Origin of the sequence: Streptomyces tanashiensis, from assembly GCF_014648895.1 — a bacterium.
GTDB classification, from domain to species: Bacteria; Actinomycetota; Actinomycetes; order Streptomycetales; family Streptomycetaceae; genus Streptomyces; species Streptomyces tanashiensis.
Genome location: NZ_BMRZ01000012.1, coordinates 1 through 13512, shown reverse-complemented (window position 1 = coordinate 13512; position 13512 = coordinate 1). Strand labels below are relative to the sequence as shown.

Genomic DNA, 13512 nt, shown 5'->3' with positions numbered 1-13512 from the left:
CGATCGACTCGTCTAGGGTTGCGCCACGAGGGCGCCGGTGAGGACGGCGGCCATCTCGAGTCCCAGGGCGAGAACGCCGCCCCGGAACCAGTTGGCCTTCCTGTTGATGATCTGGTCGTTGTCCTGCAGCGCCTGCAGATGGCCACGGACGATGCCTCGGTGGAGGCTCTTCTCCTCCTCGCCGGCGACCTCTTCCTCAAGAAGGACTCCGACGGGGTGCGCAGCCGCGTACGACCACCCCTTCACCGGCCACAGCACCACGAGAGCGCAGACCAGGACGACCACCAGGCTCGCCATCATCCAGATGAGATAGCCGAGAGGCGGTGGATGGTCCTTGGCGATGAATCCGACGTTCGAGGAGAACGCGGCGATCAAGGCGGCAACCGTGAACAGCGCGGTGGCTCGGTTGCGATAGTTGGCCAGCGTGGTGTCCTGCAAGGCCATGATCTTGATGACGGACTCGTAGGCGATCTTGAGTTTCGCCGCGCTGGCCGAGTCCGCCGCCGCCTTGGCCCGGGTCAGTACCTCGCACCATGTGCGTACCTCAACAGAGCCCATGGGCCTCTCCCAGTCGGCAGGCGAGATCAGACCACGAAGCATCTCTGAGGCCTCACAGAAGAAGCCTTCCGACACGTCCCGCTGCTCCATGCGCACACGAGGAGTCACACCGCGGGGTGAGTGGCGTGCCCTTCAGGCCGATCGGCGTGTCAGCCACCCAGAGTGATCAGGGCCGCGATCGCCGGACCGAAGGCGCCGCCCAGCTGGTAGCAGAGGTTGAACAGGCCGATCGCCGTGGGGCGCTGGCCGGCCGGAGCCGCCTGGGTGGCGTAGACCGCGAGCGTGGCCTGGCCCGCGCTGGTCGTGAAGACGGCCAGGGTCGCGACGGGCAGGAGCAGCGGCGCCCAGGGGGTCAGCAGGGCGGCGAGGGGGGCCAGTGCTCCGACCGCGAGCAGGATCGTCAGGACCCGGGGGCGGCCCAGCCGGGCCGAGGACGCGGCCAGCACCATGGAGAGCGCGGACCCCAGGAGGAGGGCGACCAGCTGGCCGGTGCCGATCGTGGAGGTCGACCAATCGGTGCGGTCGCGCAGCAGCTGCGGGACGGTGAAGAGCAGCGTGAAGTACGAGGTCGCGAAGGTGCAGGCGAGGAGTGCGGAGAGGACGAAGGCCCGGGTGCGCAGCAGGGCGGCGGGGACGAAGCCCGTGGGGTGGGAACGGACGTGCAGGGCGAGGAGAGCGGCCGTCAGTACCGAGGCGGCCAGTGCCGGGAGGGGGTGGCGGGGGATGAGTACCAGGGCCGTCGCCGTCAGGACCAGCAGGGCGGCGCCCCGGCCGTCGAAGGGGGTGCTCTGCCGGGGCGCGGACAGGTCGGCGCGGCGCATGACCGCGGGCAGGGCCAGGAGGGCGACGGCCCCGACGGCGAGGGAAGCCCGCCAGGAGGCCGCGCCCGCGATGGCCGAGCCGAGCAGCGGTCCGACGGCGCCCAGGGTCCCGAAGCCCGCCGTGATGACCCCCATGCGGCGGACCGAGCCCGCCAGGCTCATCGCCGCGGTGATCAGGCCCGCGCCGCCCGCCGCCTGGGCCGCCCGGCCCGCCATGGCCAGCGGCAGCCAGGGCGTCACGGCGATGACGGCGGTGCCGGCGACGATCAGGGCCGCGCTCAGGCGGAGGGTGGTGCCGAGGCCGCGGCGGCGCAGCAGGCCCGCCATCAACGGGGTGCCGACGGCCATGGCCCAGGCGAAGACGGTGACGAGCCAGGTCGCGGTGGCCGTACGGATGCCGAGCGAGCCGGCCATGTCGGGAAGGATCAGGACCGGGCTGTTGGCGCTCGCGGCGACCGGCGTGGCGAGTAACGCCAGCCATATGGCAGGGACGTGGCGGGGGGCCGCGGTGGCGGGGGCCTGCGCCTGCGCGGCGGGGCGGGGGAGGTGGCGGGAGAGCAGGGACATGGCGGGCTCCAGAAGAAGACGGGGGCGGCGTGGAGGGCTCGGGAAACCGGAAGGTCAGGAGGGCGGAAGGCCGGGCGAGCGGCTCAGACCGTGGTGACGACCTCGTGGTAGGCCAGCCGCGGCGAGCGCGGGTACCAGGCGTCGGCTCCGGGGCGGCCGATGTTGACGACCATCAGAGGCGTGTGGTCGTCGTCCAGGAACTCCTTCCGCACACCCGCGAAGTCGAAGCCGGTCATGGGCCCCGCTGCCAGTCCGGCCGCGCGCACGCCCAGGATGAAGTACCCCGCCTGGAGCGCCGCGTTGAGCAGTGCGGACTCCTCGCGGACCGGGCGGTCGGCGAAGAAGAGCTCCTTGGCCCGGGGGAAGTGCGGGAGCAGTGCGGGGAGTTCCTCGTGGAACTCGTTGTCGGCGGACAGGATCGCGGTCAGCGGCGCGGTGGCGGTCTTGCGCCGGTTCCCCTCGTCCATGAGGTCCACAAGGCGCTCGCGGGCCTCGTCGGACCGGATGAGGGCCACCCGGAGCGGCGACTGGTTGAAGGCGGTCGGAGCGTACTTGACCAGGTCGTAGATCGCTCGGACCTGATCCTCGGTCACCGGCTCGGTGGTGAAGGTGTTGGCGGTGCGGGCCTGGCGGAAGAGGAGGTCCTGGGCGGCGGGGTGGAGGGCGAGCTCGGACATCGGCGTGCTCCTGTCGTTCAGCCTTGATAATCTCAACGTTGAGATAAAAACAGCTCGACTCTCTCAACGTCAAGTGTCTTAACGTTGAGAAGATGTCCATTGAGAGGAGTGGCGGCGATGAGTGATGCCGTGGACGCGATCATCGGGCAGTGGTCCGAGGAACGCCCCGACGTGGTGGAGGACCTCTGGCCGGTGCAGCTCTTCGGGCGGATCCAGCGGCTGGCCCGGGTGATCGACAAGTCCGCGAAGGCCGCGGCCGCGGCGCACGGCGTGGAGCACGGCGAGTTCGACGTGCTCACCACGCTGCAGCGCTCCGGGCCGCCCTACACCCTCACCGCCGGGGCCTTCATCAAGGCGTCCATGGTGACCTCCGGTGCGATCACCAACCGCATCGACAAGATGGAGGCCAAGGGCCTGGTCGAGCGCGTACGCGAAGGCGACGACCGGCGCACCATCAAGATCCGCCTCACCGAACACGGCCACGAGGTCACCCGGGCCGCCTTCGCCGACCATCTGGCGAACTACGCACAGCTGCTCGCCGACGTGGACCGCGACGTGGTCGACAAGACCGCCGAGGGCCTGCGCCACGTACTGGAGACGCTCGGCGACACGACCATCAAATGACGACAGCCCGACCGGTACCCCGGCCGGGCTCTTCGCCTGCTCCGTGTCGCCACGCGCACCGCGCGGCGACACGGAACGCCGACCAGTGCTTCAGGCCGAGGACGATCAGACGCATGGTGTCCGTGCCGGCGTACGTCGCGAACAGGCCCGCGCCCGCGGCCATGGCGTCGGGCAGGACGGTCGTCTCCGGCAGGGATGTGGCGGCGCCCGTGGCGGCGGAGACGGAGACCGGAGTCAGGGGAGGTTCCTCCCCCGCGAGCCCGTAGGCGGTGCCGTCGTCCCCGACGGCCTTGAGGGTGATCTTCTCGGCGTCCTGGCCGTCGTCGGCGCAGGTGCCCTTGCCGGTCCGCAGGTCGAAGACATTGCCCCCCTTGACCAGGAACCGGTCGTTGGGGGACAGGGCCGGCTTCACTCCGGCGCCGGACCTCGGACCCTGGACGCGGATCGCGTACTCGGTGTCCGTGGTCCGGCACGGGGCTGTGGCCCGGACGGCGCCGGTCGACAGGTCGTGGACGGCGGAGAGGCCGTCGCCGGCCGTGAGCCAGTTGGCGATGGCGTAGTTGCCGGCGGCACCGACGATGCGGCCGTTGGGCGTCTCCGTCATGCCCGAGCCCACGCTCTCCTGCTTGAGGACGGCCTCCACGCCGGGCGGAGCCACGCGCGTGCTCTGGCAGCCGCCGTCGGCGCCGAAGCCGCCGTCACCCCCGAAGCGGTCGTCGCCGTTCGTCACGAGCCCCTTGGCGCTCTGGAACGACATCAGGTAGTCGGGGTCCGTCGACTCGCCGTTGAGGCTGACCTTCGCGTCGCCGGTGTCGCTGACCTTGCCGTCGACGGTCACCAGAATGCTGTCGCCGCCGTACGAGGTGACGACCAGGCCCCCCGGTCCGGGCAGGACACTGGGCCGGTCGAACTCGCCGTCAGGGGCCTCCGCGTTCCCCGCGCCGGCCGGGGCGAGGTCCTTGCCCGAGGCGTCGGCCGGGTAGAACGCGACGCCGACCACCTCCTTGTACTCATGGAGCTCGTCCCTGCGCGCCTCGCCCCGCGCCCACACCGCGAAGTACTCGCGGTCCCGGCCGGAGATCAGGGCGATCTGCGGGACGGCCAGTGCGCCGTGCTGCTCGTCCGCCTGTTCCTCGGTGAGCTTGGGCCCTTGCCACGGCTTGCTCGTCGACAGCACCTTGCCGGACACGGCTTCGCGCACGGTCAGGACGTATCCCGGCCCGGTCCCCCCGAAGGTCCTTGTGTCTTAGGGAGACTGACGTGTCGTCATCCCACGAAAGGCGATCTGTAAACGATCAAGCAAAGTCGGGAGCTTGGCAGCGCGCTGCAGGCGGGACACCCGGGGCGTTCCGTCGGCGCAGGGGACGGGACGATGCCGCCGGTTGACTTGGAGCGCGCTCCAACACCTAGCGTCCTGGTTGATGATTCCGAATTCAGGAGGCAGCACCATGACCGACGTTCCCACCCGACACCTGGGCAGCCTGGCCGTCTCCGCGCAGGGCCTCGGATGCATGGGGATGAGCCACGGCTACGGCGCGTCGGACGACGCCCAGTCCATCGCGACCCTGCACCACGCGCTCGACCTCGGCGTGACCCTCCTGGACACCGCCGACTTCTACGGCGCCGGCCACAACGAGGAGTTGATCGGGCGGGCGGTCGCCGGGCGCCGCGACCAGGTCGTGCTGGCGACGAAGTTCGGCTTCGCCAACCGCCTGGGCGAGCCCGTCCGGGTCCGCGGCGACGCCGCCTACGTGCGGCAGGCATGCGAGGCGTCACTGCGCCGGCTCGGGGTGGACCACATCGACCTCTACTACCAGCACCGGGTCGATCCGCAGGTGCCGATCGAGGAGACCGTCGGCGCGATGGCCGAACTCGTGCAGGCCGGGAAGGTCCGCCACCTCGGGCTTTCCGAGGCCGGCGCGCACACCCTGCGACGGGCGCACGCGGTCCACCCGATCACCGCGCTGCAGAGCGAGTGGTCGCTGTGGACCCGTGACCTCGAGGCCGAGATCGCCCCGGTCTGCCGAGAGCTCGGCATCGGCCTGGTCCCGTTCTCCCCGCTCGGCCGCGGTTTCCTCACCGGCCGGTACAGCTCGGTCGACGAGCTGTCGGAGACCGACATGCGGCGCGGCCAGCCGCGCTTCGCCGACGGCAACCTCGAACGGAACCTGGCGATCGTCGCGCAGCTGAACGAGCTCGCCGAGGCGAAGGGAGTCACCACCGGCCAGCTCGCCCTGGCCTGGGTGCAGCACCGTGGCGACGACGTGGTCCCGATCCCCGGCACCCGGCGGCAGCGCTACCTGGAGGAGAACCTCGCGGCCCTGGCCATCGAGCTGTCCGCCGAGGAGCTCGCCGCCATCGAGGCCGCCGCCCCGGCCGAGGAGATCGCGGGCACCCGCTACGACGCGACCAGCCTCACCTTCGTCGACAACTGAGCCCGTCGCGGCAGACCACCGAGGGTCCGTCCGACCGACGTCGCGCCCGCCCTCCCGCTCCACACGCGACCGGCCCGGCCGGTCAGGGGAGCGGAGTGCGGTGCAGGGCGATGAGGAGGCGCCAGACGCGGTGCGCGATCTCGGAGGGAGAGGCGTCGATGAGGCCGTGCAACCAGTCGGCGAGCACTCCGGCGAAGGTCGCGGCCACCGCCGAGGCGACCAGGTCCGGATCCGGGGCGCCGACCAGGGCCCGCTCGGAACGGCTGCGGGCCCGCAGGTCCTGGTGGAGGACGAGGCCGAGGGGGCCGCTGCCTCCGGGGCGCAGCAGCTCACGGTAGAGCGCGGCGTGCGGGGCGATGCGCTCGAAGAACGCGAGCAAGGCGGGGGGCGGGCTCTCGGGGTCCGGTGTACCGCGCCACGCGTGCAGGGCGTCCACGGCTTCGCGGACGATGTCGGCGCAGGCGTCGACGGCGAGCGCCTCCAGGTCGGCGTAGTGGAGGTAGAACGTGGCCCGGCCGACGCCCGCCCTGCGCACCAGGGCGGCGACGCTCACCTCGGCCAGCGGGCGCCGGGCGCATTCCTCCAGGAGTGCCTGGCCCAGCTTGGCCCGAGTCCGCGCCGTACGGGGATCCGGATCCACGGTCGTCACCGAGCGAGCAGAACGGCGGCGAGAGCCAGCGCCCCCGGGGTCGCCTGGGCCAGGAGAATGCGCCGATTGGCGGTGAAGCCGCCGTACAGGCCGGCGATCACGACGCACACCAGGAAGAAGACCTGGACCCGGAACCCGGTGGGGTCGTCCGCGATCAGGGACCAGATCAGCCCGGCGGCCAGGAAGCCGTTGTAGAGGCCCTGATTCGCGGCGAGCGGCGCGGTGGCGCGGGCCAGGGTCGCGTCGAAGCCCGAGAGCTTGCGACCCGGACCCCGCTCCCACAGGAACATCTCCAGCACCAGGATGTAGACGTGAAGGGCGGCTACCAGCCCCACCAGCACGTTCGCGGTCGTCTCCACCGGAACTCACACTCCTCTAGATCATGGACAGGTGTCCAGAATACATGGACACCTGTCCATGATGGGAGGGCTACGACCGGCGCGGAAACCCGATGGCCCCCTGCGGTGTGAACGGGAGACTCGCCCCATGACCACAGACTTCAGCGTGCGCCCCGCCCGCCCCGCCGACGCGGGCCGCCTGGCCGCACTCCGATGGACGTTCAAGCAGGAGGACCACGAAGGACGACCGCCGTCGGAGCGCAGCGCCCCGCTCTATCAGCGCCTCGGGTTCCAGCCCCCGGAGGAACTGCTGGAACTTCCTCTCGGCACCTGACGAGGTCCGCTTCCGGTACTCGGCCTGGTGCCGCATCGTGCCCAACACCCCGTCTGTGGTGCGAGAACCCTCGGAGACAAGGCGGGCGACGGAACCGGCGAGTCCATCGCACCCGGGCATGATGGAGCGGTGATCGGATACTGGAATCCTCTCCCCACGGCTCGACAGGTGATCGACAGCATCGGGGAGCATGCGGAGCAGCTCTTCACGGGCGTGTGGGAGCAACGCAACTGGCGCAACGTTCCCGGCCCTTTCTACGCCGGCGAGACCGACAGCATGGCCATGGGACGTCTGGACGCTCCCGGTCACATCGCCTATGACGACGACCTCGGCGGCGGCTACGGCTCCGAGTTCATCTACCGGCAACCGGTCGACGCGCAGGAGACCGCGGACCTGATCCACGGCTGCCAGCTGGAGTTGTACCGAGGCTACAACTGGGACGGGGACGACCACTGGACGGCGGAAGCCGTCCGCGACTGGTGGCGCGACCGGAACCGTGTCCGTGAATGGGCCGTCGCCATAGCCGCCGACTGGGGCGCGGACGCCCACCCCCACTGGGGCTTCAGCGCCGACCCGATCTACCTGGGCCACTATCACGATGCGGCCCAAGGGCATCGTGACTTCATCGCCTACATCGATGACGGACTGGATACGTACCTGCGCGGCTACCTCTTCTGGCTCGAACAGCGCCGCGAGCCGCGCGACGGCGAAGCCCTTCCCTGCCTCTAGTAACCCCGGACCACCCGATCCGACGGGCCCCGCCCACACCGCCGTGGAGTGCGACCTCATGGTCCAGCTCCGCACCATCGAAGGCCAGGCGGGCGGGCGCCGCACGCTCTGACACCCCGACCACATGCAACGCAGCGACCGCACAGGAGCACCCATGGAACCGCAGGTAGTGGACCGCCCCGACACGTCCCGGTACGAGATCCTCGCCGGGGACGACGGCACCGAGACCGCGGGCTTCGCCGAGTACCACCTCTCGGAGGACGAGATCGCCTTCATCCACACCGAGACCGATCCCCGGTTCGCGGGCCGCGGCCTGGGCAGCCTGCTCGCCCGGGGAGCCCTCGACGACGCCCGCGCACGCGGGCTGCGCGTCCTGCCGTACTGCCCCTTCATCCGGGGGTGGATCCGCAAGCACCCCGAGTACACCGACCTGGTGCCCGAGACGCGCCGCGCGCGCTTCGGCCTGTGAACGGCCGCGCGGGATCCGGCTCGTGAACGGCCGAGTGCCGGGGCCGAACTGATCCGGGACGCGGTCCGGTCCACCGTCCGCCGACCCGCGGCCCGGCCCGGGGGCCGCGGCGCCGGGCCCACCCCTTCCGGGGTGTGGCCCGGGCAGCCGTTGACGCCCCTGGCCTGCGGTTTCATCTGACAGACCGTATTCTTTCCTCGGGGCGGGAGGAAAGAGGAGTGGGTGTACGGGGAGAAGTCGTTCGGGTCCGTTCTGCGTGATCTGCGCGGGCGAGGCCGTCTGACGATGGAGGAGTTGTCCGAGGCGTCGGGAGTGAGTGTCCGCGCCATCGGCGACATGGAAAGGGGGCGGAGCCGGGTTCCGCAGCGACGGACGGTGGTGGCGCTCGCGGAGGGCCTCGGGCTCGCGGACGCGGAGCGGGAGGCCCTGCTGGCCGTGGGGCGCGCGGCACGGCCGACGCGCGCGGTGGCGATGGCGGGGACGGCCGTACCCCCGAGATCCGTGGGGGACTTCACAGGGCGCGAACAGCAGCTGGCTCTCCTGCGGGAGGCGGCGCAACGGGCCCGCACCGGTGGTGAGGTGTCGGCGTGGGTCGTCTCCGGCCCTCCCGGCTGCGGGAAGACCACACTGGCGCTGAAGGCGGCGGCGGACCTGGCCGAGGAGTTCCCCGACGGGCGTTTCGTGGTCGACCTGCACGGGGTGGACGGCCCCGTGGACACCGGCGAGGCGCTGGTGAAGCTGCTGAAGGCCCTCGGCGTGTCGGACCGCCGGCTGGCGCAGGAGGACGAGCAGGGGCGCGCGGGGCTGCTGCGCGCGCTGCTGGGTGACCGCCGGTGCCTGGTGGTCCTGGACAACGCACGCGACGAAGGGCAGGTCCGTGCGCTGCTGCCCGCGGGCGGGCGGAGCCTGGTGCTCGTGACCAGCCGACGGCCGCTGACCGGCCTTGAGGACGTCGACCGCCTGGCGCTGTCGGAGATGGCGCAGGACGAGGCGGTCGAACTGCTGCGCCGCATCCTGGGCGAGGAGCGGGCGGACGCGGAAGCCGGGGCCGTGGTGCGCGTGGTGGAGCTGTGCGGACGCCTGCCGCTGGCCCTGCGGGTGGCGGGCAACTGGCTGACGGTCCGTTCCGGGTGGACGGTCGGCCATCTGGTCCGGCGCCTGGCCGACGAGGAACGACGGCTCGGCGCGCTCGCCGCCGGGGACGTCCGCGTGGAGGCGGCGTTCGAACTGTCCTACCGTCAGCTGACGGCCCAGGCCGCGCGGATGCTCCGGCTGCTGAGCCTGGTTCCTGGGCCGGACATGACCGCCGCCTACGGCGCGGCCCTGACCGGAACCGGTGTCTTCGACGCCGAGGACGTCATGGAGGAGCTGGTCGAGGCCGGGCTCCTGCAGGCCGCCTTCACCGGCCGCTACCAGCTGCACGACCTGCTGCGGCTGTTCGCCCGCGCCCGGTTGTCCCGCGAGGATGAACCCGCCGAGCGGGAAGAGGCCGACGACCGCCTGCGCACCTGGCTGCTGGAGACGGCTGTGGTCGCGGGCCGCTGGTACAAGCCGAAGTACGGCGCGCCGCCGTCCACATGGCGGGGCCTGGTCCCGCTGGAGAGCGCGGAGGAGGGCCGTGCGTGGCTCCAGAGCGAAGCCCCCTCCTGGCTCGCCGCGCTGCGGAGCGCCGCCCACCGGGGCGAGCACGCCCGGGTCGTCGAGACCGCCTCCGCCATGGAATGGTTCTGCGACCTGTGGGTCCACTGGGGACACTGGCCCGAAGTCTTCCGCCTGGCCGGCGAGGCCGCCACAGCCCTCGACGACCCGTACATGTGTGCCTTCCACCTCAACTGCCACTCCTGGTCCCTGACCAACTGCGAGCGGCGCTACGGCGAGGCCATCGAACGGGCCGAGGAAGCACTCGAACACGCCCGCCGCGCTCAGGACGTCCACCAGCAGGTGTCGGCGCTGGTCCACGCGGCGAGCGCGTACCGGCTGCTCGGTGACGTCCCGATGGTCGCGGACCGGTCCGCCGCCGCCGTCGACCTGTCGGAACGCGCCGGTCACCAGGAGGTCTGGCCCCAGGCCATGCGCCTCTACGGAAGCTCCCTGCGGCTGCTCGGCCGTGCCGACGAGGCCCTGACCCAGCACCAGCGCATCATCGCCTTCCTCGACGCTCCCGACTGCCCGGTGAGCGGGCACGTCGCCGGCATCTACCGCGCCCACACGACCCAGGCACTCGGCCTCGACTGCGCCGCGCTGGGGCGGTGGCGGGAGGCCGCCGACCACCATCGCAGCGCCCAGGTCCAGTCGAGCCGCATAGGCGTGTTCCACAGAGAGGCCGAACAGCTGCTGCATCTGGCGGAGGCCCTCGTGGAACTGGGCGAGACCGAGGAGGCCCGCTCCTGCCTGCGCCAGGCCCTCGCCCTCGGCGACGCGGCCGACGACAAGGAGCTGACGGCCGCGCGGAAGCTCCTGGACTCGCTCCCCGCGGAGTGACGGAGCAGGTCAGCCGCGATGCCGGTGGAGGGCGACGTGCACGGTGTCGAGGGCCTGGACGAGGGCGGCGCGGGCGGCGTCCGTGTCGCGGAGCGGATCGAGCACCATGAAGCCGTGGATCGTCCCGTGGTAGCGCATGGAGACCACCGGGACGCCGGCCGCACGCAGCTTCGTCGCGTACGCCTCGCCCTCGTCGCGCACCACGTCGGCCTCGCTGGTGACGACCAGCGCCGGAGGGAGACCGGTGAGCTGCTCCAGGGACGCCCGCAGCGGTGACGCCGTGATCTGGCTCCGCTGCCGTACGTCGGGCAGGTACTGGTCCCAGAACCAGCGCATGGTCTCGCGGCCGAGGAAGTAGCCGTCGGCGAACTCCTCGTACGAGGGGGTGTCGCAGCCGGCGTCGGTGACGGGGCAGAGCAGCACCTGCTGCAGCAGCCGCACCCCTCCGCGCTCCTTGGCGAGCAGGGTCAGCGCCGCCACCAGATTGCCGCCCGCCGAGTCGCCCACGGCGGCCATCCGGCTGCCGTCCAGGCCGATCTCGCCGCCGCGCTCACAGATCCACCGCGCGACCGCGTAGCACTGCTCGACGGCGATCGGATACCGCGCCTCGGGGGCGCGCTCGTACTCGACGAAGACCACGGCCGCGTCTGCGCCGAGGGCGAACGCGCGCACCAGACGCTCGTGCGTGCCGGCGTCGCCCAGGGCCCACCCGAGCCCGTGCAGGAACAGCACGACGGGGATCTCCCCGACGCTGTCGGCGGGCCTGACCACCTGCACCCGCACGTGACCGGTCGGCCCGCCCGGCAGCGCGAACCACTCCGCGGAGGTCGCCTCCTCGTCGAGGACGTCGCGGGCGTCCGTCCCCTGGAGGCACGCGAGGCCTCGACGGGCCCGTTCCGGATCCGGGTCGTGCGCCGACGGCGGGCAGGTGTGCCGGGCCACGAAGGCCCGGGTGGGGTGGTCGAGGACCGGGTGCCGTGTGGACGAAGGGACGAAGTCGGTCACACACGGTCTCCTGCCGGGAGGGCCTGAAGCGAAAGGGTGGTTCGGTGCACCGGGTCCCCCGGTCGAACGGCGGAGCGCGGTACGACGCGGCTGACCGGCCGGGCAGTGCCCGGGCACGTACGGGGCGACCGGGGCGACCGGCGCGGCTCCGAACGGGGACCTTACCCGCTGGACGGCGGGAGGTCAGCCCCCTTGCCGATCGGCTCCGTGGACATCGGCGGCCCGCTCCGGGCCGGACCCGGGCTCCGGGGCGACCACCGCGGGGTGTGCGGGCGCGTCCTCGGAGGTGCGCAGACTGCGCCATTCACGGGGAGACACGCCGTAGGCGGCGCGGAAGGCCCGGCTGAAGTGCGCGGGATTGACGAAGCCCCACCTCTGGGCCACGGCGGACACGGTGGGTGCCGTCCTGCCCCGGCGGGCCAGCTCACGGCCGCACTCCTCCAGGCGCCGTTGCCGGATGAGCGCGCCGACCGTGGTTCCCTCGCCCTCGAACAGCCGGTGCAGGTACCGGACCGAGATCCGGTGCGACCGGGCGATCCGCTCCGGCGACAGATCCGGGTCGCCCAGGTTCCGGTTGATGTGGTCGCGGACGCGCACCACCAGATGGCTCCTTGCGTCCGTGTCCGTGCCGCCCGGGTGGGCCCGCTCCGTGATCAGGGTGGCGAACAGGTCGACGACGTTCCCGGCCAGCCGGTTCGCGACGGCCGGAGGGTATCCGCCGGACGGGGAGGCGGCCGAGGAGGAGGCCAGACCGGCCAGGAACGGGCGCAGCATCGCGCCCAGGCCGTCCCCCGTGCCTATGGCGTTGCCCGTGACCTGCCGGATGTCGCTGTCCGGCACACCCAGCGCGTGGCGCGGGAGCTGGAAGACGTGCGTGGCGAACCGCTGCGGATAGTCGAAGGAGTACGGCCGGGTCGTGTCGTACACCACCAGGTCGCCCTCGCCCACCTCGGCCCGTCGGCCGTCCTGGACGAAGGTGGCCGTGCCGGACACCTGCACACCGACCGTCACCAGCGCCTCGGGCGACCGGGCGATGAGCTCCGGCGTCCGGCTGACCCGCTCCGCGTCGGCCTCCATGGTGGAGACCTGCAGACACCCGAGGCGGTCGGTGGCGATCCGGCCGGCGAACGGCCCGGCGCCCCGAGGAGCGACCGTCATCGGCACCAGGGTCCTGCTCACCGCGTCGTTCCAGAACGCGACCTTGTCCCGGTCCGGCACGGAGGCGGTCGTCAACACCAAGCTCACATTGCTCTCCGCTCAGGGGAAGTGACTCCGGGGGCCACGGGCGCCGGGCCCGGGTTCCACCCGCACCGACCAGCCAAGCAGCGGACCGTTTCTGCCTCCAGGCAGAACCACAGGCAGGAATGGCATCGCAGGGCGCAGGTCGCGGACACCGGAGGAACTACCGGCGCGTGGAGCCGAAGGGGCCGGTTCGCTGCACTCCTGGGCAAGACGCCGTGCGTGGCACGACAAGTGCGGAGCTTCCCCGGACGTAGCGTGACGGCATTCCGTGCCGCGCAAAGGCACGGGCCAGCCACATCGCATCGAGGGGACCACCCATGCCGTACATCACCGTGGGCCAGGAGAACACCACCGCCATCGACCTCTACTACGAGGACCACGGCGCCGGGCAGCCCGTGGTCCTCATCCACGGCTTCCCGCTCGACGGCCACTCCTGGGAGCGCCAGAGCGCCGCGCTGCTCGGCGCCGGCTACCGCGTGATCACGTACGACCGCCGCGGCTTCGGACAGTCCTCCCAGCCGACGACCGGCTACGACTACGACACCTTCGCCGCCGACCTGAACACGGTGATGGAGACCCTCGA

Annotated in this window: 15 protein-coding genes; 7 read left to right on the top strand and 8 right to left on the bottom strand. The window is 71.8% G+C overall.

What is annotated here, in order from left to right; all coding sequences use genetic code 11:
• Positions 1-12: 12 nt before the first annotated feature.
• The 3 genes from IE237_RS28585 to IE237_RS28575 all read right to left on the bottom strand — a co-directional run bounded on the left by IE237_RS28585 (position 13) and on the right by IE237_RS28575 (position 2623).
• The gene (locus IE237_RS28585; protein WP_502267028.1) at positions 13-648 is read right to left on the bottom strand and encodes a Pycsar system effector family protein; all 636 of its coding nucleotides are present in this window, start codon (positions 646-648) and stop codon (positions 13-15) included.
• Between the two features lie 59 nt (positions 649-707).
• Positions 708-1946, bottom strand: coding sequence for an MFS transporter (locus IE237_RS28580; protein WP_189805004.1), 1239 nt, complete (start codon positions 1944-1946; stop codon positions 708-710).
• Positions 1947-2029: 83 nt separating this feature from the next.
• On the bottom strand, positions 2030-2623 hold the full coding sequence (locus IE237_RS28575) for a malonic semialdehyde reductase (protein WP_189805003.1): 594 nt from the start codon (positions 2621-2623) through the stop codon (positions 2030-2032).
• Positions 2624-2740: 117 nt separating this feature from the next.
• On the opposite strand from IE237_RS28575, the gene IE237_RS28570 reads away from it, so the two are divergent.
• Positions 2741-3247: a MarR family winged helix-turn-helix transcriptional regulator gene (locus tag IE237_RS28570; protein WP_189805002.1), complete on the top strand. Its 507-nt coding sequence runs from the start codon at positions 2741-2743 to the stop codon at positions 3245-3247.
• Here the strand turns inward: IE237_RS28570 and IE237_RS28565 are convergent.
• Complete coding sequence (locus IE237_RS28565; RefSeq protein WP_189805001.1) at positions 3240-4448, bottom strand: hypothetical protein; 1209 nt, start codon at positions 4446-4448, stop codon at positions 3240-3242. The two genes, IE237_RS28570 and IE237_RS28565, sit on opposite strands and share 8 nt — an antisense overlap.
• Before the next feature lie 247 nt (positions 4449-4695).
• Between IE237_RS28565 and IE237_RS28560 the strand changes: the two genes are divergently transcribed.
• Positions 4696-5682, top strand: coding sequence for an aldo/keto reductase (locus IE237_RS28560; RefSeq protein ID WP_189805000.1), 987 nt, complete (start codon positions 4696-4698; stop codon positions 5680-5682).
• 82 nt (positions 5683-5764) lie between these two features.
• Here IE237_RS28560 and IE237_RS28555 read toward each other — a convergent pair whose 3' ends face one another.
• Positions 5765-6322 (bottom strand): TetR/AcrR family transcriptional regulator, encoded by a 558-nt coding sequence (locus IE237_RS28555; protein ID WP_189805155.1) that lies wholly within the window; start codon positions 6320-6322, stop codon positions 5765-5767.
• Between the two features lie 5 nt (positions 6323-6327).
• A complete protein-coding gene (locus tag IE237_RS28550) occupies positions 6328-6690 on the bottom strand; it encodes a DUF1304 domain-containing protein (protein ID WP_189804999.1) in 363 nt (120 codons plus the stop codon).
• A 127-nt stretch (positions 6691-6817) separates the two neighbouring features.
• On the opposite strand from IE237_RS28550, the gene IE237_RS28545 reads away from it, so the two are divergent.
• The 4 genes from IE237_RS28545 to IE237_RS28530 all read left to right on the top strand — a co-directional run bounded on the left by IE237_RS28545 (position 6818) and on the right by IE237_RS28530 (position 10682).
• Positions 6818-7003 carry a hypothetical protein gene (locus IE237_RS28545; RefSeq protein WP_189804998.1) on the top strand — a complete coding sequence of 62 codons (186 nt, stop codon included), beginning with the start codon at positions 6818-6820 and terminating at the stop codon, positions 7001-7003.
• A 168-nt stretch (positions 7004-7171) separates the two neighbouring features.
• Complete coding sequence (locus IE237_RS28540; RefSeq protein WP_229842943.1) at positions 7172-7732, top strand: hypothetical protein; 561 nt, start codon at positions 7172-7174, stop codon at positions 7730-7732.
• A gap of 154 nt (positions 7733-7886) precedes the next feature.
• Complete coding sequence (locus IE237_RS28535) at positions 7887-8201, top strand: GNAT family N-acetyltransferase (RefSeq protein ID WP_189804997.1); 315 nt, start codon at positions 7887-7889, stop codon at positions 8199-8201.
• 222 nt (positions 8202-8423) lie between these two features.
• Entirely contained in the window at positions 8424-10682 is a 2259-nt protein-coding gene (locus IE237_RS28530) for an ATP-binding protein (RefSeq protein WP_189804996.1), read from the top strand.
• A gap of 9 nt (positions 10683-10691) precedes the next feature.
• Here the strand turns inward: IE237_RS28530 and IE237_RS28525 are convergent, their stop codons facing one another.
• The gene (locus IE237_RS28525; RefSeq protein WP_229842942.1) at positions 10692-11687 is read right to left on the bottom strand and encodes an alpha/beta hydrolase; all 996 of its coding nucleotides are present in this window, start codon (positions 11685-11687) and stop codon (positions 10692-10694) included.
• A 183-nt stretch (positions 11688-11870) separates the two neighbouring features.
• Complete coding sequence (locus tag IE237_RS28520) at positions 11871-12932, bottom strand: AraC-like ligand-binding domain-containing protein (protein WP_189804995.1); 1062 nt, start codon at positions 12930-12932, stop codon at positions 11871-11873.
• Positions 12933-13246: 314 nt separating this feature from the next.
• Between IE237_RS28520 and IE237_RS28515 the strand changes: the two genes are divergently transcribed.
• The coding region (locus IE237_RS28515) for an alpha/beta fold hydrolase (protein ID WP_189804994.1) at positions 13247-13512 on the top strand (266 nt) is incomplete at its 3' end.

Coding starts and splice junctions, on each gene's coding strand:
- IE237_RS28560 (WP_189805000.1), top strand. CDS start 4,696: ATGACCGACGTTCCCACCCGACACCTGGGCAGCCTGGCCGTCTCCGCG.
- IE237_RS28575 (WP_189805003.1), bottom strand. CDS start 2,623: ATGTCCGAGCTCGCCCTCCACCCCGCCGCCCAGGACCTCCTCTTCCGC.
- IE237_RS28545 (WP_189804998.1), top strand. CDS start 6,818: ATGACCACAGACTTCAGCGTGCGCCCCGCCCGCCCCGCCGACGCGGGC.
- IE237_RS28535 (WP_189804997.1), top strand. CDS start 7,887: ATGGAACCGCAGGTAGTGGACCGCCCCGACACGTCCCGGTACGAGATC.
- IE237_RS28585 (WP_502267028.1), bottom strand. CDS start 648: ATGGAGCAGCGGGACGTGTCGGAAGGCTTCTTCTGTGAGGCCTCAGAG.
- IE237_RS28580 (WP_189805004.1), bottom strand. CDS start 1,946: ATGTCCCTGCTCTCCCGCCACCTCCCCCGCCCCGCCGCGCAGGCGCAG.
- IE237_RS28570 (WP_189805002.1), top strand. CDS start 2,741: ATGAGTGATGCCGTGGACGCGATCATCGGGCAGTGGTCCGAGGAACGC.